The sequence below is a fragment of the Nocardia crassostreae genome, from assembly GCF_001613405.1.
Taxonomy (GTDB): Bacteria; Actinomycetota; Actinomycetes; order Mycobacteriales; family Mycobacteriaceae; genus Nocardia; species Nocardia crassostreae.
Genome location: NZ_BDCH01000014.1, coordinates 474233 through 490314, shown reverse-complemented (window position 1 = coordinate 490314; position 16082 = coordinate 474233). Strand labels below are relative to the sequence as shown.

The window sequence follows — 16082 nt, the reverse complement described above, 5'->3', positions numbered from 1 at the left end:
CGGTCTCGAGTCCGTCGCGGCGTCGGCGCTGTAGCTTGATCTATTCTCGGTCCCACATCCGTTTTCTCGAATGAGAGAGGCCATGAAACGCGCGAAGCGCAAACCTCGAATACCCTGCTCGCCTCCTGCGGACCCTCCGCAATGTAGTGCCGAGGTGGGGTCGTGCTGACTGTGTTGAGCATCCTCCTCGGCATTCTCGTTGTCCTGCTGATCACTGCGTTGACCGGGTATTTCGTGGCCCAGGAATTCGCGTTCATGGCCGTGGACCGGTCCCGGCTCAAGGCCCGCGCCGAAGCCGGCGACAGTGCCGCCGGTCACGCTTTGGCCGTCACGCGCCGCACCTCGTTCATGCTCTCGGGCGCTCAGCTCGGTATCACCGTCACCGGATTGCTGGTGGGTTTTGTCGCCGAACCCCTGATCGGGCGAGGACTTGGCGAACTGTTGGGCGGTGTGGGCGTGCCGACCGCGGTCGGCGTCGCGGTCGGTACCGTGGTCGCGATCGCGTTCTCCACCATCGTGCAGATGGTCTTCGGTGAGTTGTTCCCGAAGAACCTCGCCATCGCCCGCCCCGAGCCGGTGGCGCACTGGCTGGCGATGTCGACCACGGTGTATCTGAAGGTGTTCGGCTGGCTGATCTGGTTGTTCGACCAGTCGTCCAATGTGTTGCTGCGCGCGTTGCGTATCGAACCGGTGCACGATGTCGAGCACTCGGCCACCCCGCGCGACCTCGAGCACATCGTCGCCGCCTCGCGGGATGCCGGGGAACTGCCGCGCGAGCTGTCCACCCTGCTCGACCGGATCCTGGACTTCCCGACCGGCACCGCCGAGCACGCCATGATTCCCCGCGCGCGGGTGGACACCGTGCACGTCGATGATCCGGTGACCGCGGTCCTTGCACGGATGGGTTCGGGTCATACCCGCTACCCCGTCGTGGGCGTCACCAACGACGATCTGCGCGGTGTCATTCATCTGCACGATCTGCTCGACGGCCCGCTCGCCGGGACCGCCGGGGACAGGCTGCGGCCCGCGGTCATGGTGCCCGAATCCTTGCCGCTGCCCGAGGTTGTCGCCCGACTGAGTGCGGCCAAGGAGGAGATGGCATTGGTCGTGGACGAATACGGCGGCTTCGCCGGTGTCGTCACCGTCGAGGACATCGCCGAGGAACTCGTCGGTGAGATCGCCGACGAACACGACACCGGCACCGAGTCCGACATCGTCGTCGAAGGTGACGGTTGGCTGGTGGCGGGTGATCTGCACCTGGACGAGATCGAGCGCCTGCTGGATCTGCACCTGCCCACCGGCGACTACGAAACCCTCGCCGGATTGGTCATCGCGAGTTTCGGCGGCCTGCCCGAGGTCGGCGACCACGTCGAGATCGCTTTGCCGCCCAACGGCTCCGACTACGCCACCGGGCACAGGCCGGTCTCGCGCACGCTGGTCGCACAGGTGCGAGCAGTGGATAAGCGCGTGCCCTCCTCGGTGTTCATGCTCGTTCGTGCCGAGCCGGAGGCGAGTTCGGATGAGTAATCCCTGGACGATCGCCGCGATTACCGTCGTATTGATCGCGGCCAGTGCGTTCTTCGTCGCGGTGGAGTTCGCGCTCATCGCCGCGCGACGGCATCGACTCGAAGACGCCGCCCCCGCCAGCCGCGCCGCCCGCGCCGCGCTGCGCAGCTCCTCGGAGCTGTCGGTGCTGCTGGCCGGCTCCCAGCTCGGAATAACCGTGTGCACCCTTGCTCTGGGCGCGATCACCAAACCCGCTGTGCACCACTGGCTGACACCGCTGTTCGAAAACATCGGCGCCCCGCTGTGGTTCGCCGACGTCGCCGGGTTCGTGCTGGCGCTGGTGATCGTGACCTTCCTGCACCTGGTGGTCGGGGAAATGGCGCCCAAGTCCTGGGCGATCGCGCACCCGGAGAAGTCGGCCACTGTGCTGGCGATCCCGATGCGCGCGTTCATGGGGTTGACCCGGCCGCTGCTGACCGCATTGAACCGCATGGCCAACTGGTGTCTGCGCAAGGTCGGCGTCACCCCGGTCGACGAGGTCGACGCCGGGCAGGACCCCGCCGCGCTGCGGCATCTCGTCGAGCACTCCGCCACCGTGGGCACTCTCGACGAGCGCTACCACGGGAACCTCACCAGCGCACTGGAACTGGAGAGCCTCACCCTCGCCGACATCGTGCGACCCAACCCCGCACCCAGCGCCGTCACCCCCGACGCCGACCTGGACGCGATCAAAGCGGCCTCCCGCACCACCGGTCACCTCCGGCTGCTGGTCCGCGACGCGAACGCGATCCACGGCGTCGTCCACGTGCGCGACAGCCTCACCGCCGCCCCGCACACCAGCGCGAGCGATTTGATGCGGCCGGTGCTGACCATGACCACCACCGTTCCGGTTTACGAAGCCCTGCACACCATGCGGGAAGCTCGCAATCACCTGGCCGTCGTCACCACCCCCGGCACCGGCCAGCTGGTCGGGCTGATCACCATCACCGATGTGCTGCAACGACTGCTACCCACCGTTGCGGCCAACACGCGGTAACGCCCAGCTCCTGATCGCTGAGGCCGACAGCTTCAGCGATCAGGAATCGCAATGCGCTGGCTCCCCGAATCGGCGAACCATGTGTGGGAGATGAGTCTGACCTCGCCGAGCCCGGCTGGTGGTAGGAATGATTGTGGAACGTTTACGGTATCTCCGTCGCTGGATGTTCGCCCGACACGCCCATCCTGTCAGTGCCTGGACCCGGCTACTGACAACGCCGCTGGCTGTCGCACCGTTCTGGACTCGACAGGCGGACGTGGGCGCTGGAGTTCTGATCTGGTTCGCGATCAATCCGATCGTGACCCCAGAGCCTGCCGATCGGAATTCCTTTGCTACCCGGGCCATCCTCGGTGAGGAGCGGTGGGTGGCTCATCCCGAGCTGGACCGAACTATGAGCGCAGTCAACGCCGTAGGCTTTCTCGCTCTCGCCGAAGCCATTCTAGCGGCCTGGCACCGCCGGAAGGTTCCGACCATCCTCGGGGTAGCTGCCAGTATGGCGTTCACACTGTACGGCTGGCGACGCTACGCCGACCTCTACGACGGAGATGAGAACCCGATCTGAGGTCTCGCTACGCACGGCAATCCATACAGTGGTACGTGCTAGTGTTTTCTCATGCCCGGCACGGACGATATGGACAGTCCCAGTGGGACTTTGGGCCGCTCCATGTCGAACGCCATTGCGGCGGTCGTACGTTCGCGAGGTGGCGACAAGCGGTCCGATGAGGCTCGAGGGGCGATACCGGGTTGGTCAGCATGCGATCGCACACAGCTTCCTCGACCCCCGTTCCGACTGGGCCCTGCTCGCGTTGTCCCTGTGTAAGCCGGGCGTTTTCGGCTGGCCGGAGCTCGGCCGCCGTGATGATCGATAGGAGAAATCGGTATGGGCGTCAGTCTGTCCAAGGGCGGCAATGTGTCGCTGACCAAGCAGGCTCCGAACCTGACGGCGGTGGCCGTCGGCTTGGGCTGGGATCTGCGCACCACGACGGGCACCGACTTCGACCTCGACGCCAGCGCCATCGAGCACGCCGGCGACAACCGCACCGGTGAGGGCGAGGGCGACGACGAGGTGATCAACGTCGACCTGGCCAACACCCCGCCCACCATCGACGCCATCGTGTTCCCGGTGTCGATCTACGAAGCCGATTCGCGTGGGCAGAGTTTCGGGCAGGTCCGTAACGCCTACATCCGCGTGGTCGACCGCGCCAACGGCACCGAGCTGGCCCGCTACGACCTGTCCGAGGACGCCTCCACCGAGACCGCCATGGTGTTCGGTGAGCTGTACCGCAATGGTGCGGAGTGGAAGTTCCGTGCCACCGGTCAGGGGTACGCGTCCGGGCTGACCGGGATCGCCCGCGACTTCGGGGTCACCATCTGACCCACACCGAATTACCAATGCTGCAACGTGATACGAACGCTAGGTAGGTTGTGAGCTGTGATTACGCTCAGGAAAGAAGACGGTGCCGCCGATCTCGTCGGCATCACCAAGTTGAGTGTCGGGGTCAGCTGGGATCCCTCCGCGGGAGCCAGCGGCGGGCTGCTCGGTATTGCGCGCCGTAAGAAGGGCGTCGACCTCGACCTGATCGCGATCCTCATGCAGGGCGCTGATCCGGCGCGGTTCGCGGGGCTGGATTCGCTCGACCCGCTCGGCAACGGCTCGGTGGCCCACACCGGTGACGAGCAGACCGGCGCGGCTGCCGGTGATGATGAAACCGTGCACGTGACCTTCGCGAACGTGCCGAGCGCGATCACCGCGATCGTGTTCGTGGCCGCCGCGTTCAAGAAGGGCAGTTCCTTCGAGAAGGCCAACAACATCTCGTTCAAGGTCTACGACGCCAGCGGTGGCAGTAGCCAGCAGGTCGCGGACATCTGGCCGTCCCTGCTGGGTGCCGATAACGCCAACGCGATCTGCCGCGCCTTCCGTAACGGCGCGGACTGGCAGCTGGAGGTGCTGGACCGCAAGGGCAAGATCAAGCAGGGTGATATGCAGGCGCTGCTGCACTTCGCCATGCAGTAGCGCCATGGTCTGCTGCCCCGATCGTCGGCACCGTCGCGGACTACGTCCAAAAGTCCTGGCGTTGCGGTGATGTCACGTCTTGTCGATGCCGATCGGGTACGCGGTCGGCATCGGCGGGGCCAGCCTCGTCCGGGTTCGTCGCCTGGTCGCCGCAGCGCCGGTTCATCCGGCCGCAGTGAGGGCTGCGGCCGCGACGAGTATCGGGAGACGGCGAAGACGATGTACGGCTGTCCTTTTCGTCATGTCCAACCCATGCCGTGTGGCAATGGCTATCGAAGTCAGGCTGCGGCGACACACAGCGTCCGAGGTGGATTGCCGGAGGGGGCCGTCAATTCGGCGCCGAACGGTTCGGCGCACGGGGTTCCACCCGGCAGGGCGAGGGTCAGACGGGCGGTGGTTGGTTGATCACAGGCGGCGGGTGTGATCCACCCATTGGATGGATAGCTGTAGCACTGGTGCGGCAGCAGATTCGGTTGTATGCAGATGCGATTCCGGGTGCCGGTGTACGCGACGGTGTGCTGACGGGTCGAGCAGGCGGCGGTATTGGGCAGTCCGGCGGTGACCACATAGGGGAAACCTGCCGATTCGCAGTCGCCGCTGGCGGCGACGGTTCCGGTTGCGGTGACCACGATGCAGGTGCCCACCGGAACCGGCGGGGCCGGAAGCGATGTCGCGGTGCGTGGAATCTGCTCGAGCATTTCGGGTGAGAGCCCGGGGGCAGCGGGTCATAGGGGCCCACGGTGATCGCGGTCGGCTTCGGGCTTCGGGTCTTCGCGTCGTCGGCGCTGTCGACTATCGCGGACACAGCGAGCAATCCGACCACGACACCCGCGACGGCGGCGAGCGTCACTCCCCGGCGGCGGCTCGGGTTGGCGGTTCCGGTGACGAGCGGCGGGCCCGGCGTGTGAGGCGTTCGCCCCGCTCGGGAATCGATCGACGCGGTGCGCTGCGGCGTGACCGGAGCAGGACGGAACTGATCGGCATGTCGGGCAAGGACTCGCAATGGTGTCCGTTGGAAGCCGGTGCGGTCCGGCGTCAGGAAGACAGCGATCAACCCCGCCCGCCATTCCTGGGCGGTCGGTCGCTGGTCGGTCTGGTACGGCTCGTCGAAGGCGCGCTCGAACAGTGCGCGCAGTCGCGGGTCGAGGTCGGCGGGTAGCCCGGAGGGGCGATGCCACTGCCCGGCGACCAGGGCCGGTGCGCCCGGGTTGAGCAGCAGACCGCGATACATGAGCACCGCCAGCCCGAAGCGGTCGCTGTACTGATCGTGCGCCGGAATCTTCCCCGCGACCCAGCGCGGGTCCTTCCATCCCTCGGTGCCGACGCCGCGCCGGGCGGTCGAGTTCCGGGGTCGGATGCCGTCGCAGTCGATGAGATAGGCGTGCGTGCGATGCTGCCGCCACACGATGTTCTTCTGCGAGATGTCCCCGTGAATCAGCCCCGCCCGTTCGAGAGCGGCGAAGATATCGCAGATCCGGATGAGGACTCCGACGCGCACCGCCGCGGGCGGCGGAGCGGCCGACGCGAGACACAGGTAGTCGAATGTCTGTGCCTTGCCGCCGATTCGCAGGAACGACGAGGGAATCAACGGCAGGACGACCCCGGCCACCGCGCCCTTGTCGAAGACGATGTCGATCGGCCAGTTGATGGAACTCTCGGCCGTTTCGTTCTCGCGGCGCTTGCGCTCGGCGGCGGCGACGATCGCCCGGCCGCGATCGGTGACCGCGCGCAGCCAGTCGATCGGATCGGGATCGGTGACGGGGGATCGATATCGCTTGTAGACCCGCACCCGATCTCTCCGGTCGCGGCAGCGGAACAGCTCCGACTGACCGCCCGAGGTATTGAACGGCTCGTCCTCGACGCGGTACGCCGCACCGGATCTCCCGTACAGAGTGGGCATGGTTACGGCTCTCGCATCCGTTCTGGCCGGGGAGGCAGCCAGGTCACCAGGGCCGTGCGGTCGTCGTGTGACCCCTGTGCGCGATAGCGCAGGGAATCCAGCATCCAGGCCGTCCCGCACGGTGCGGCCCAGCGCTCGGCCAGCCAGTCACGCACCGTCGGCGAGTCGAAGAGATCGCCCGCCAGGCCGTCGGTCGCCAGCACCAGTGCCTCGGCATTGCCTAGTTCGCATCGCGCGAATTCGAGCACGGACGACGGATCCGGACACGGCAGGACCCCGCGGACCACATTGGCCGGTCCGGTATCGCATTCGGGGAACACCGCGTCGAACTCCCCATCGCTCAGCAGGAAGGCCTCGCAGTCGCCCGCGCGGACGAAAACGGCCGCTCCGCCGTCGCGCGGCAACCGGCACACCAGTGCGGCGCAATGCAGTTCGCGATCGGTCAACTCCGGCGCCAGCAGCGCACGCCAGTCCGACAAGGTACGGCACGCGTCGGCGACGGCCGCACCGAGTGCTGCCGCAGCGTCCGCGCGTGCCTCGACGTCGGTGATCGCGGCCGCGCGGTCGCAGCAGAGCCGAACGAGCAACTCCGCGCCGATCTGAGCGGTGTGCGGGCTGCTGCCGACGCCGTCGCACACGGCGAGCACCAGTGCCGATTCGTCCTGCGCCAATGCGAAACAGTAGGCATCCTGCGCCGACGTGCCCTGGGCGAGGTGAGCCCGGCCGACGAGGCTGGCAGCGGCCAGCCGGTGGTCCGCGAGCACACCGGCGTCGACGCGGGTACCTGCGAGTGCGATCGGTGTGCCCGGCAGCCGTGGCGGCCCGGATTCGGTCACGAGCCGCCCGACCTGCGGCGCCTCCGATGGCAACTCCGTCAACTCCGCTGTGGCACCGGACGATTCACGCAGCTGATCGCCAGCGGTCATCAGACGACATTCTCGGGCAGCCGGGTCAGGCCGTCGGCGGGCGGGATGATCAGCGCACCGCCGCTGGGCATGCCGAACGAACTCGACGTCGACTTGATGCTGCCGACAATGCTGCGCAGAATGGCGCGCACCGCGGTGGCCGGATCGGATTCCGCGGCGAAATACGCATGCCCGGTGGAGATCCGGCTGATCGTAGCCTCATCGGCCGCGCCCATGCCGAAGCTCACCACTTCGGCCCCGAACTTGTCCTCCCGGTCGGTCAGCTCCCGCCACGCCGCGGACCAGTCGCCGCCGGTGTTCACCCCGTCACTGAGGAAGAACACCACCGGCCGATAGAACCGGGTACCTCGGCCCAGACTCCGGATCCCCGTTTCGACAGCCGAGCGTGCCGTCCGCAGTCCGGCCTCGATATTGGTCAGCGCCTCCGCCCGGAGGATCGGAATGGGAGTTTCGCGCAGGTTCGACAACGGCAGCACAATGCTCGCCTCGGTCGAGAACGTCACCAGCGCGATGCGGGCGATCTCGCCCGTCGAGGGATCATCCAGAATCGCGTCCCGCAGCTCCGGCAGTGCATGGTTCACCGCCTCGATCGGCGCACCTGTCATCGAGCCCGATACATCGACCACGAGGCACACCGGAAACACCGGCGGGCGCTCGACATTGGAAAACCGCGACTCACTCATTGTTGTCTCCGTTCCTTCCCGGCGCGGGCAAGGCCCGGCCGTGTTTGCCGGTGGGATCCGCCGATTCGAATGCGCGCAGCGCGGATTCGATTCCGGCGATGCGGTCGCCGAGCAGGTCGAGCGCGCCGATGGCGCGGACCAAGGGGTCGTCCTCGGCGCCGCCGAGGGCCCGCTCGCGGAGGTAGGCGGCTGTGACGTCGGTCCAGCGCCGGGCCTGTCGCTCGGTCAGACGGCCGCGCAGTTCGGCGAGTTTGAGCAGATTGGATTCGGCGTCGGCGGCGAGGGTCTGGGCCTCACCGAGGTAGTGGTCGTCGATGAGGGCTTCGAGCTCGTCGTCGTTCATGACCGGCACGATCCGTTCGGCCAGGGCGCTCATATTGCGGTAGGAGCCCTGGAGCCGGAACGGCGGTTCGGTGCGGGCGGCGTCGGCCGTCGCGGCCGAGGCGATATAGGCGCGATTGACCGACAGGACCACCTGCTGCACCCGCAGCAGCATGCGCAGGACGGCGGTGATCTCGGACAGTTCGGTCGACGAGTAGGGGTGGGCGAGCCGGTCGGCGGTGGCTCGCTCGTCCCCGCGGGCCATGCGCACCAGCAGTTCCACATCGGCGCGCTCGCGCGAGGACAGCGGTGCGAGCACGGGATTCGCGGTGAGCGCGTTCTCGATGTAGCTGAGCGCGAACAGTTCGTCACGGCCGGAGAGCACATCGCCGAGGTTCCAGACATCGGCGCGGTTGGCGAGCATATCCGGAATGCGGAATCGCTTGCCCTGCTCGGTATAGGGATTGCCCGCCATGCACACCGCGAACCGTTTGCCGCGTAGGTCGTAGGTGCGGGCGCGGCCGTCCCACACGCCCTCCATGCGGCGTTGCCCGTCGCACAGGGCGATGAACTTCTGCAGCAGCTCCGGTGAGGTGTGCTGAATGTCGTCGAGGTAGAGCAGCACGTTGTTGCCGAGTTCCAGTGCGAAATTGATCTTTTCGAGTTCCCGGCGGGCGGTGGCGCTGGGGGCCCGCGCCGGATCGACCGACGTGACGTCATGCCCGAGCGCGGGGCCGTTCACCTTGACCAACACCAGGCCGAGCCGTGCGGCAACGTATTCCATCAGCGTGGTCTTGCCGTAGCCAGGTGGCGAGATCAACAGCAGCAGTCCGGAACGGTCGGTGCGGTCCGAATCGCCCACGGTGCCGAGCTGTTTGGCCAGATTGTCGCCGATGAGCGGCAGATACACCTCGTCGAGGAGCCGGTTGCGGACGAACCCGCTCAATGCCCGGGGCCGGTACTCCGGCAACCGCAGCCGATCCCGCTCGGCGGTCACCAACGCGGTGCGCCGACGCAGGTAGGCGCGGAAGCCGGGCACCCGGTCGCAGTGGAAGCGGCGCAGGCGCGCCAGCAGCTCGTCCAGGCGGAAAGTCAACTCCCGCTGGGTGATACGGGGGTGATTGCCCAGCAGACCGGGGACCGACGCGGTCCGGACGGCGGCGGGCTCGGTGCGGGGGAGATCGGGCCCGCACAGCGCGATCGCGACCGCCTCGGGCAAATCATCCGCCAGTTCAGCGGCATCGTCGGCCTGTTCCAGATAGGCCGTCAGCCAGGCCTGTGCCAGCTGCAAACGGGCGGCGAGCGCCACGCTCGCCCCGGCCCTGTGGGGTGCCGTCGCCCGGACCGATTCGGGCGCGGTGGCGTTGACCGGCTTGGGCGCGGTGGCTCCGGCCGGTTCGGGCATGGCGATTCCGGTCGGTGCGGGGATAGTCGCCCCGGCTTGTGCGAGCGTGCCGAGGTCGGACTCGAACTCGGCGCGTGCGGTCGCCGAGGCCGTGCCCAGGGCGCGGTGGAATCGGTCCAGCAACAGCCTGGCTCCGGCCGAGGTGACGAATTTCGGTGTCGGCGCGCACAATTCCTCGAACAGGTACTCCCCGGCCAGTTCGGTATCGACGGCCGGGAAACCGATCCGGGCGGTGAATTGCGCGATGTCCGCAGCCAATTCGGCGCACATCTGAGCCACGGCGGGTGTCCGGCCGAAGATGGCGCGGACGCGGGAGAGCGATCCGGCGCGGGTCCGCCACCACGCGCGTGCGCCGTCCTGGCCATCGAAACCGAAGCGCCACCACAACTGTGCGGCGGCGCGTTCCGTGGCGGGGAACCGCAGCAGCCCGGCGCTCGCGTGCAGGCGCAGCACGGCCGCCAGGATGGCGGTCGCGTCCTGATCGTGCACGCCGCGTTCATAGCCCTCGTCGTAGCGCCCGGCCGCGGCCTTGCGCACGAGTTCGGACAGCCCGCCGTCGGCGACCGCCGCGTGCAGGCCGTCGAGGCTGCCGTCCCGTTCGGCCTGCATGAGGATCGACACCGCCAGATACTCGGATCGATACACCTCGGTCGTCTCCGAGACCAGCAGCTGCGACCAGTACCGCCGCGTGGCGTCGAAGTCGTTGTCGCGCAACGGCGCTCGATAGTCGGTGCCGGTGATGGCGTAGCACATGCGTCCGTCGTGCGGGATCATGGTCAGCTCCACCGGCCGGGTGTCGACCGCGAATCGGTGCCGCCCCAGCCGGATGGTCTCGCCGCCGTCGTCGTAGAGGTCGGCGCGATCGCGCAGCGCGCGCCCGGCCTCCTGGCGGGCGGAGCGCAGCCGTCCGTCGAACTCCTCGGCTCGGACCTGATCACCGAGGGCCCGTAGGTCCGCGACCGCCTGGTGCAGCCGGGCCACCATCGCGTCGGCGGCGAAATAGGTGTTCACCTCGTCCAGTGAGCCGAGCGCCGCCGCGCGGCGGCCGATGCTGTCGAGCATGCGCTGCGCAGAGTCGGCAAGGCGTTGCGCACGCCGGGAACGCTCGTCCAGCAGCGTTTGCTTGCGCGCGGTGAACGCCTCGTAGACGTCGTCGCGCTTGGCGGCGAGCCGGTCGGCGAAATCGTCGATCTCGCCGAAGCGGGCCTCCAGATTCTCGACGGTTGCCAGCAGTCTCGCCAGCTGGTCGTCGCACGCGGTGGGGGAGCGACATTCCGCCAGCGCTCCGGAGACCGCCTGCCCCAGGAGTGCGAATTCGGCGGCGAACCCGGCGCGGCCCTCCGCCGACACCAGTTCCACGCGCCGTGCCTCGGCGCTGGCGCGCACCCGGTTGACCCCGGCGAGCACCTCGCCGATGTGAGCCAGAATGCCGGTGCGCACCGTCGCGTCGGCGATGTCGAGGCCGTCGAGGATCTCGGTGACTGCCCGCAGGGACTCGGTCTGCTCGGCCAGGCGCTGTCGCACCGGTTCGGCCTCGGCGGCGGAAGCGAACGTCTCGGCCCGCTCCAGCAAGTCGTCGAGCTCGACGTGGTAACTCGCGAACGAGTCCGCCGCACCCAGGAATTCGACCGCGCGACGACCCGTGTCGGCGAGCGACTCCACCAGTGTGGCCGCCAGCGCGTCGAGGCGATCGGAGTCCGCGTAGCGCAGGTCCCGCAGCGTCACCAGATGTCCCTGGGCCCGGCGCAGGTCGGCCAGCAGCCGTACCCAGTCACCGGCGGTGCGGTGGGCAGCCGCACGCGCGTGGCGGACGAGCGTCGCGATGCGCTCGTCCACCGCGGCGGCGGCCCGCGCCGTCAGTACGGTGACCTTCGCGAACTCGTCGAGCACCTGTTCGGCGGTAGCGCACAGCGCGGCCAGGGCGGCGCCCGGATCGCCGAGATCCTCCGCGCCCAGCCATGGGTACTGATCGGCGACCCGGGTGCACGCCGCGATGACGGCTTCGAAAACGCGTGCGGAGGGCCGCATCTCGTCGACGGTGCGGGCCACGCCGAGGCATTCGGCGATGCCGCGCACCAACTCGGCATTACCGATCCGATGCAGCGGGCCGGTGCCCTCCGGCGGCGCGGCGTGCAGATCGGAGGCGAAGGGCGTACGCCACACCTGCATCGGGTGTACCCGGGCGGGCTCCTCCGACAGCGCGCGCAGCACCGCCATCGTGCCGTCGTCGAACAGCGAATACCCCTGGCAGGCAACAGGATTGGCGACATCGGTGCGAACGATATTGTAAGGCAGCAACAGCGTGCGTCCGGCGGCGCGGGCGTGATAGGCGTACAGCACATCCTCGCCGTTGCCCGCCCGAATGGTGCGCTCGTATTCGAGATCCGCGACGTCGATGTCGAATCGCTTGTGCGCGCCGGTGACCAGATAGTAGCCGCCCGGGAAGATGACGCCCTGATCCTCGGGCAGCCGCCGACAGGACCGCCCGAGGCCGTCCAGGCGAACCGCCTCCTTGGTTCGGGTATTGAAAACCAGTTGCCGCCAACCGGTTTCGTTGTACGGCCGGATGCGCAACAGAATGAGCGGACCGAGCCGTGCATAGTGCACGTCGGCGTCGGCCAGACTCTGCAACGGCTCCTCGACGGGCTCGCTGTAGACGCCCGCGCCGGATTCGGTGTTGTTCTCCACCTTGATAGTCAGGGTGCCGCCGAGCGTCTCGACGAAGACCTCGCCGAGGATCGACAGATGCGGGTGGCGGCCGAGTACCTGGTCGTCGCGGGTGGTCTCGATCCAGTCGAAGTCGTGCGACGGCGGGAACACGTGATCGCGCTCGCCCCGGTTGTCCAGATACCGGATCGATCCGTCGGCGTCCAGTTGCCAGCGCAGCACCCGGATGTCGTCGGTCCTCTGGCCGGTCTGGAACACCGCCAGCAGGCGGCCCTCGACGCGCCGCAACTGCAGCAACCGGGTCTGGCTGTAGTACCGATACAGCTCGGCGAAGTCGCGGTGGAATCGCGGATCGTCGAAAAGTCCAGCGGCGTATGCGGATTCGATGCCAAGTGGCGGACCTTCCGCCGCGCCGCCCGCACCCGCGTCCCCGTGCTGACGGCCGTCCCCGTACTGACCGGTGCCGCTGTGCTGACCCGCATTGCCGTGCCGACCCGCGCCACCCTGCTGACCTGCATTGCCGTGGTGACCCGAGGGGCCGCGCCGCTTCGCGGCGTCGTATTGCATCGCGCTGCCGCGTTGACCTGTGGGGCCGGACCGATCGGCGGGGGCGGGTGCGAACCGGTGGACCGCGAAGACGTCCGCGACGGTGGTCTCGGCGCGCATTCCGACGAACACGTTGTAGCCGAACACCATTCGCCCGTCGGGCAGCGCGACCACGTCGCGCGGGACACAGTTGTTCGCCGTGCGGACACGCACGGTGACGAGCAGAGTCGGTTCGGTGCCGCCGAACGCTTCGATCCGGCGGTCGTTGAGCTGCTCGGCCTGTCGCGCCAATTCGGTGGCGTGTGCGCCGAGCCGTGCGCGCAGGATCTCGTAGATGCCTCTGTCCAGTGCCGTCTCGGCCGGACCCTGATCGCCGGATTCCCCTCCGAACCGGCGATCAGGACCGGCCTGGGCCGCGGTGCTCACTTGACTGCTGCGCGTTCGCCGTCGCCGTTGCGCCCGGCCAGTTTGCCAAGCAGCGCGGACGCGGCGGTCTTGCCGACCTCGGAGTTGCCGATCAACTGATCGAGCCCCTTGCCCAGGCCGATGGCGCCGACGATTCGGTCCAGGAATACCGAATCGCCGCCGACAATGTCGATATTCGCCTGCTGCAGACCGGTGGACAGCACCGTCGCTTGCGCCGCGGCGACCTCGCGGTGGGCGTCGAGTTTGGCCAGTTCCACCTCCTTCTCCAGTTCCAGTCGCAGGCGGTACTCCTCGTGCTCGCGGGTGGCGTCGTCGAGGGCTGCCATCGCCTTCGCCTTGTCCTCCAAGCCTTCCGCTTCGCCCTTGAGCTTCTCGCGCAGCGTCTCGGCCTCGACCAGGCCTTTCTCGCGCAGCGCGACCGCTTCGGCGCGGCCCATCTTCTCGACCGCGTCGGCCTCGCGCTCCTTGACCTGCGCCTGACCGAGCCCGTAGGCCGCAGATTCGGCCTGGGAAGCCTCGGCGAGCCGAATCTTGGCCTGCGCCTGCAGATCCGCGGCCTGCTGCTCGGCCTCTGCCAGGGCCAGCGCCTCCTTGGCCTTGAATTTGGCCGCCGCCTCGGCGGCCTCCGCGGCCTTGATGTCCTTGACCAGATGCTCCTGCGCCTCGGCCTCGGCGCGGATGATGACGGCCTGCCGATCCCGCTCCGCGGCCTCGACCGCGCGCAGCCGGTTGATCTGCTCCTCCTGCTCGGCGACGGTCTTGTCCACCGCGCCGCGTTCCCGGACGACCTCGGCGACGGTGCGCTTCTCGGTTTCCAACTCCCGATCGGCGGCGATCTTGGCCAGCGCCACATCACGATCGCGGGCGGTCACTTCGAGCAGCCGGTCCTTCTCGATGCGCTCGGACTCGATGGCGATCACTCGTTCGCGGTTCTTCTCCGCGACGGCGATCTCCCGGCCCATATTCTCCTGCTGGATTCCGAGCGCTTCCTCGGTGCGCAGGTGCGCGCCGTGCGAGCGCAGCCGCTCTTCAGCCTGCACGCGGGCGATCTCGGCCTCCTCGCGGGCGCGCATGGTCTCCACCTCGCGCTTCTGCCGGATCTCGGCGTCGGCGTGCTGGCGTTCCAGCTCCAGCACCGCCTCGCGGGCCTGCACGTTCTGGCGGGTGATCTCCTTCTCCTCCTGACGCCGGAACTCGTTGGTGCGCACATGTTCCACGGCGGTCAGCTCGGTGATCTTGCGAATGCCCTGTGCGTCCAGGATGTTCTGGGCGTCGAGCTGCATCAGCGGGGTCTGCTCGAGATAGTCGATGGCCGCGTCCTCGAGGCTGTAGCCATTGAGGTCGGTGCCGATCACCGCGATGATGCGGTCGCGGAATTCATTGCGCTGGGTGTAGAGATCGACGAAGTCCAGGTGCTTGCCGACGGTCTTGAGCGCCTCGGAGAACTTGGCGGCGAACAGTTCCTGCAAGGTCGCCTGATCGCTGGCGCGGGGGGGTGCCGATGGCCTGGGCCACCTTGATGACATCGTCGACGGTCTTGTTGACCCGCACGAAGAAGGTGATGCGGATATCGGCGCGAATATTGTCCCGGCAGATCAGGCCGTCACGGCCGACACGGGCGATCTCGATGGTCTTCACCGAGATGTCCATGTACTCGGCCTTGTGCAGCACCGGCAGCACGACCGCGCCGGTGAAGGTGACATCCACCCGGCGCATCTTCGAAATGATCAGCGCGCGGCCCTGTTCCACCTTCTTGAACAGACTGCTCACGACGAACAGCGTGGCGATCGCGAGGAGCAGCGCGAGGCCGAGCAGGACACCGAGTCCAATGGCGATGGTAGACATCAAATCCCCTCCACAGCGGCCACCCAGAAGGTCTCGGTGGCCGGGTCGTAGTCGTAGACGATGGCGGAAACGTCGTGTGTGAGTGGCGTTTCCATGGCTTGTTGAACGGTCTGCCGGACTTGGACGATCGCCGACGAGCCGTCGGCCGAAACGAGTTCGGCCTGACCGAAATCCGGTCCGACGCGGCCGGTGCGGATCACGCACACACGGCCGACGAGCGAGTCCCGTGTGATCGGGTCGGCGGGTGCGAACACGCGGCGCAGCGGGATCACCACCGCACGCGTCGCGGCGACAGCCGCGACGACGGCGCCGATCAGCACGCCGACACCGCTCAGTACTCCGATGACGCCACCGAGATGCAGCATTGCGGTCAGGGCCGATCCGGCCAGGCACAGAAACCATGCCAGTGCGATGAGCACCGACAGCGTGAGCGTGGCGGGCACCCCACCGAGACCCCACCGCTCGTGAACGGCGGGGACCTCGGCATCGGGGCCGGATTCGAAGAGCTCGGCCTCGGCGCCGCCGATCAGGACGGCGAGCCAGAACGCGACGACGACGATCAGCGCGAAGCTGAAGAGAACGGTGGGAAAACTCAGTGTCGCCGCGAAGAACTCACGCATGCCCGGCAGGTGCCGGGCCGAAAAGGGTACGCAGAATGGAATGTCGTATCAACACGAGAAGCTCCATGGATCGTTTCCTCCGCGGTCCATCGATGTGGACTGCGTGCCGACCAGGCTTCCCGGCTCCCCTACGGGTGTAAGAATGCCGTAAAGGTTCATGGACGGCAAGTCGAATTCGGGTGAACGC

The 16082-nt window shown here is 67.8% G+C and carries 12 protein-coding genes; 5 read left to right on the top strand and 7 right to left on the bottom strand.

Annotated features, from left to right (window positions below; translation table 11 throughout):
• Window positions 1-162 precede the first annotated feature (162 nt).
• The 5 genes from NC4_RS14830 to NC4_RS14810 all read left to right on the top strand — a co-directional run bounded on the left by NC4_RS14830 (window position 163) and on the right by NC4_RS14810 (window position 4556).
• A complete protein-coding gene (locus NC4_RS14830) occupies window positions 163-1527 on the top strand; it encodes a hemolysin family protein (RefSeq protein ID WP_067537807.1) in 1365 nt (454 codons plus the stop codon).
• The gene (locus NC4_RS14825; RefSeq protein ID WP_067537804.1) at window positions 1520-2542 is read left to right on the top strand and encodes a hemolysin family protein; all 1023 of its coding nucleotides are present in this window, start codon (window positions 1520-1522) and stop codon (window positions 2540-2542) included. Before NC4_RS14830 ends, NC4_RS14825 begins: the two co-directional genes overlap by 8 nt.
• A 127-nt stretch (window positions 2543-2669) precedes the next feature.
• A complete protein-coding gene (locus tag NC4_RS14820) occupies window positions 2670-3104 on the top strand; it encodes a DUF6653 family protein (RefSeq protein ID WP_067537800.1) in 435 nt (144 codons plus the stop codon).
• 318 nt (window positions 3105-3422) lie between these two features.
• A complete protein-coding gene (locus NC4_RS14815) occupies window positions 3423-3917 on the top strand; it encodes a TerD family protein (protein WP_067537797.1) in 495 nt (164 codons plus the stop codon).
• Window positions 3918-3974: 57 nt separating this feature from the next.
• Window positions 3975-4556, top strand: a complete 582-nt coding sequence (locus NC4_RS14810; protein WP_067537794.1) for a TerD family protein — start codon at window positions 3975-3977, stop codon at window positions 4554-4556.
• Between the two features lie 382 nt (window positions 4557-4938).
• Here the strand turns inward: NC4_RS14810 and NC4_RS14805 are convergent, their stop codons facing one another.
• The 7 genes from NC4_RS14805 to NC4_RS14780 are packed head-to-tail and all read right to left on the bottom strand — an operon-like array spanning window position 4939 to window position 15895.
• The gene (locus tag NC4_RS14805; protein ID WP_067537791.1) at window positions 4939-6456 is read right to left on the bottom strand and encodes a protein kinase family protein; all 1518 of its coding nucleotides are present in this window, start codon (window positions 6454-6456) and stop codon (window positions 4939-4941) included.
• 2 nt (window positions 6457-6458) lie between these two features.
• A complete protein-coding gene (locus NC4_RS14800; protein ID WP_067537787.1) occupies window positions 6459-7382 on the bottom strand; it encodes a protein phosphatase 2C domain-containing protein in 924 nt (307 codons plus the stop codon).
• A complete protein-coding gene (locus NC4_RS14795) occupies window positions 7382-8065 on the bottom strand; it encodes a vWA domain-containing protein (protein ID WP_067537784.1) in 684 nt (227 codons plus the stop codon). The genes NC4_RS14800 and NC4_RS14795 overlap by 1 nt, the downstream gene beginning before the upstream one ends.
• Window positions 8058-13430: a DNA repair ATPase gene (locus NC4_RS14790; protein WP_067537781.1), complete on the bottom strand. Its 5373-nt coding sequence runs from the start codon at window positions 13428-13430 to the stop codon at window positions 8058-8060. Before NC4_RS14790 ends, NC4_RS14795 begins: the two co-directional genes overlap by 8 nt.
• Complete coding sequence (locus NC4_RS14785) at window positions 13427-14899, bottom strand: flotillin family protein (protein WP_218021120.1); 1473 nt, start codon at window positions 14897-14899, stop codon at window positions 13427-13429. The genes NC4_RS14790 and NC4_RS14785 overlap by 4 nt, the downstream gene beginning before the upstream one ends.
• Window positions 14808-15275 (bottom strand): flotillin family protein, encoded by a 468-nt coding sequence (locus tag NC4_RS41615; protein ID WP_218021117.1) that lies wholly within the window; start codon window positions 15273-15275, stop codon window positions 14808-14810. Before NC4_RS41615 ends, NC4_RS14785 begins: the two co-directional genes overlap by 92 nt.
• Entirely contained in the window at window positions 15275-15895 is a 621-nt protein-coding gene (locus NC4_RS14780; protein ID WP_067537778.1) for a hypothetical protein, read from the bottom strand. The genes NC4_RS41615 and NC4_RS14780 overlap by 1 nt, the downstream gene beginning before the upstream one ends.
• Window positions 15896-16082 lie beyond the last annotated feature (187 nt).

What these genes read in the sequence shown, in the direction of transcription:
- NC4_RS14825 (WP_067537804.1), top strand. Translation starts at nt 1,520, where the DNA reads ATGAGTAATCCCTGGACGATCGCCGCGATTACCGTCGTATTGATCGCG.
- NC4_RS14820 (WP_067537800.1), top strand. Translation starts at nt 2,670, where the DNA reads ATGATTGTGGAACGTTTACGGTATCTCCGTCGCTGGATGTTCGCCCGA.
- NC4_RS14815 (WP_067537797.1), top strand. Translation starts at nt 3,423, where the DNA reads ATGGGCGTCAGTCTGTCCAAGGGCGGCAATGTGTCGCTGACCAAGCAG.
- NC4_RS14805 (WP_067537791.1), bottom strand. Translation starts at nt 6,456, where the DNA reads ATGCCCACTCTGTACGGGAGATCCGGTGCGGCGTACCGCGTCGAGGAC.
- NC4_RS14800 (WP_067537787.1), bottom strand. Translation starts at nt 7,382, where the DNA reads ATGACCGCTGGCGATCAGCTGCGTGAATCGTCCGGTGCCACAGCGGAG.
- NC4_RS14795 (WP_067537784.1), bottom strand. Translation starts at nt 8,065, where the DNA reads ATGAGTGAGTCGCGGTTTTCCAATGTCGAGCGCCCGCCGGTGTTTCCG.
- NC4_RS41615 (WP_218021117.1), bottom strand. Translation starts at nt 15,275, where the DNA reads ATGTCTACCATCGCCATTGGACTCGGTGTCCTGCTCGGCCTCGCGCTG.
- NC4_RS14780 (WP_067537778.1), bottom strand. Translation starts at nt 15,895, where the DNA reads ATGCGTGAGTTCTTCGCGGCGACACTGAGTTTTCCCACCGTTCTCTTC.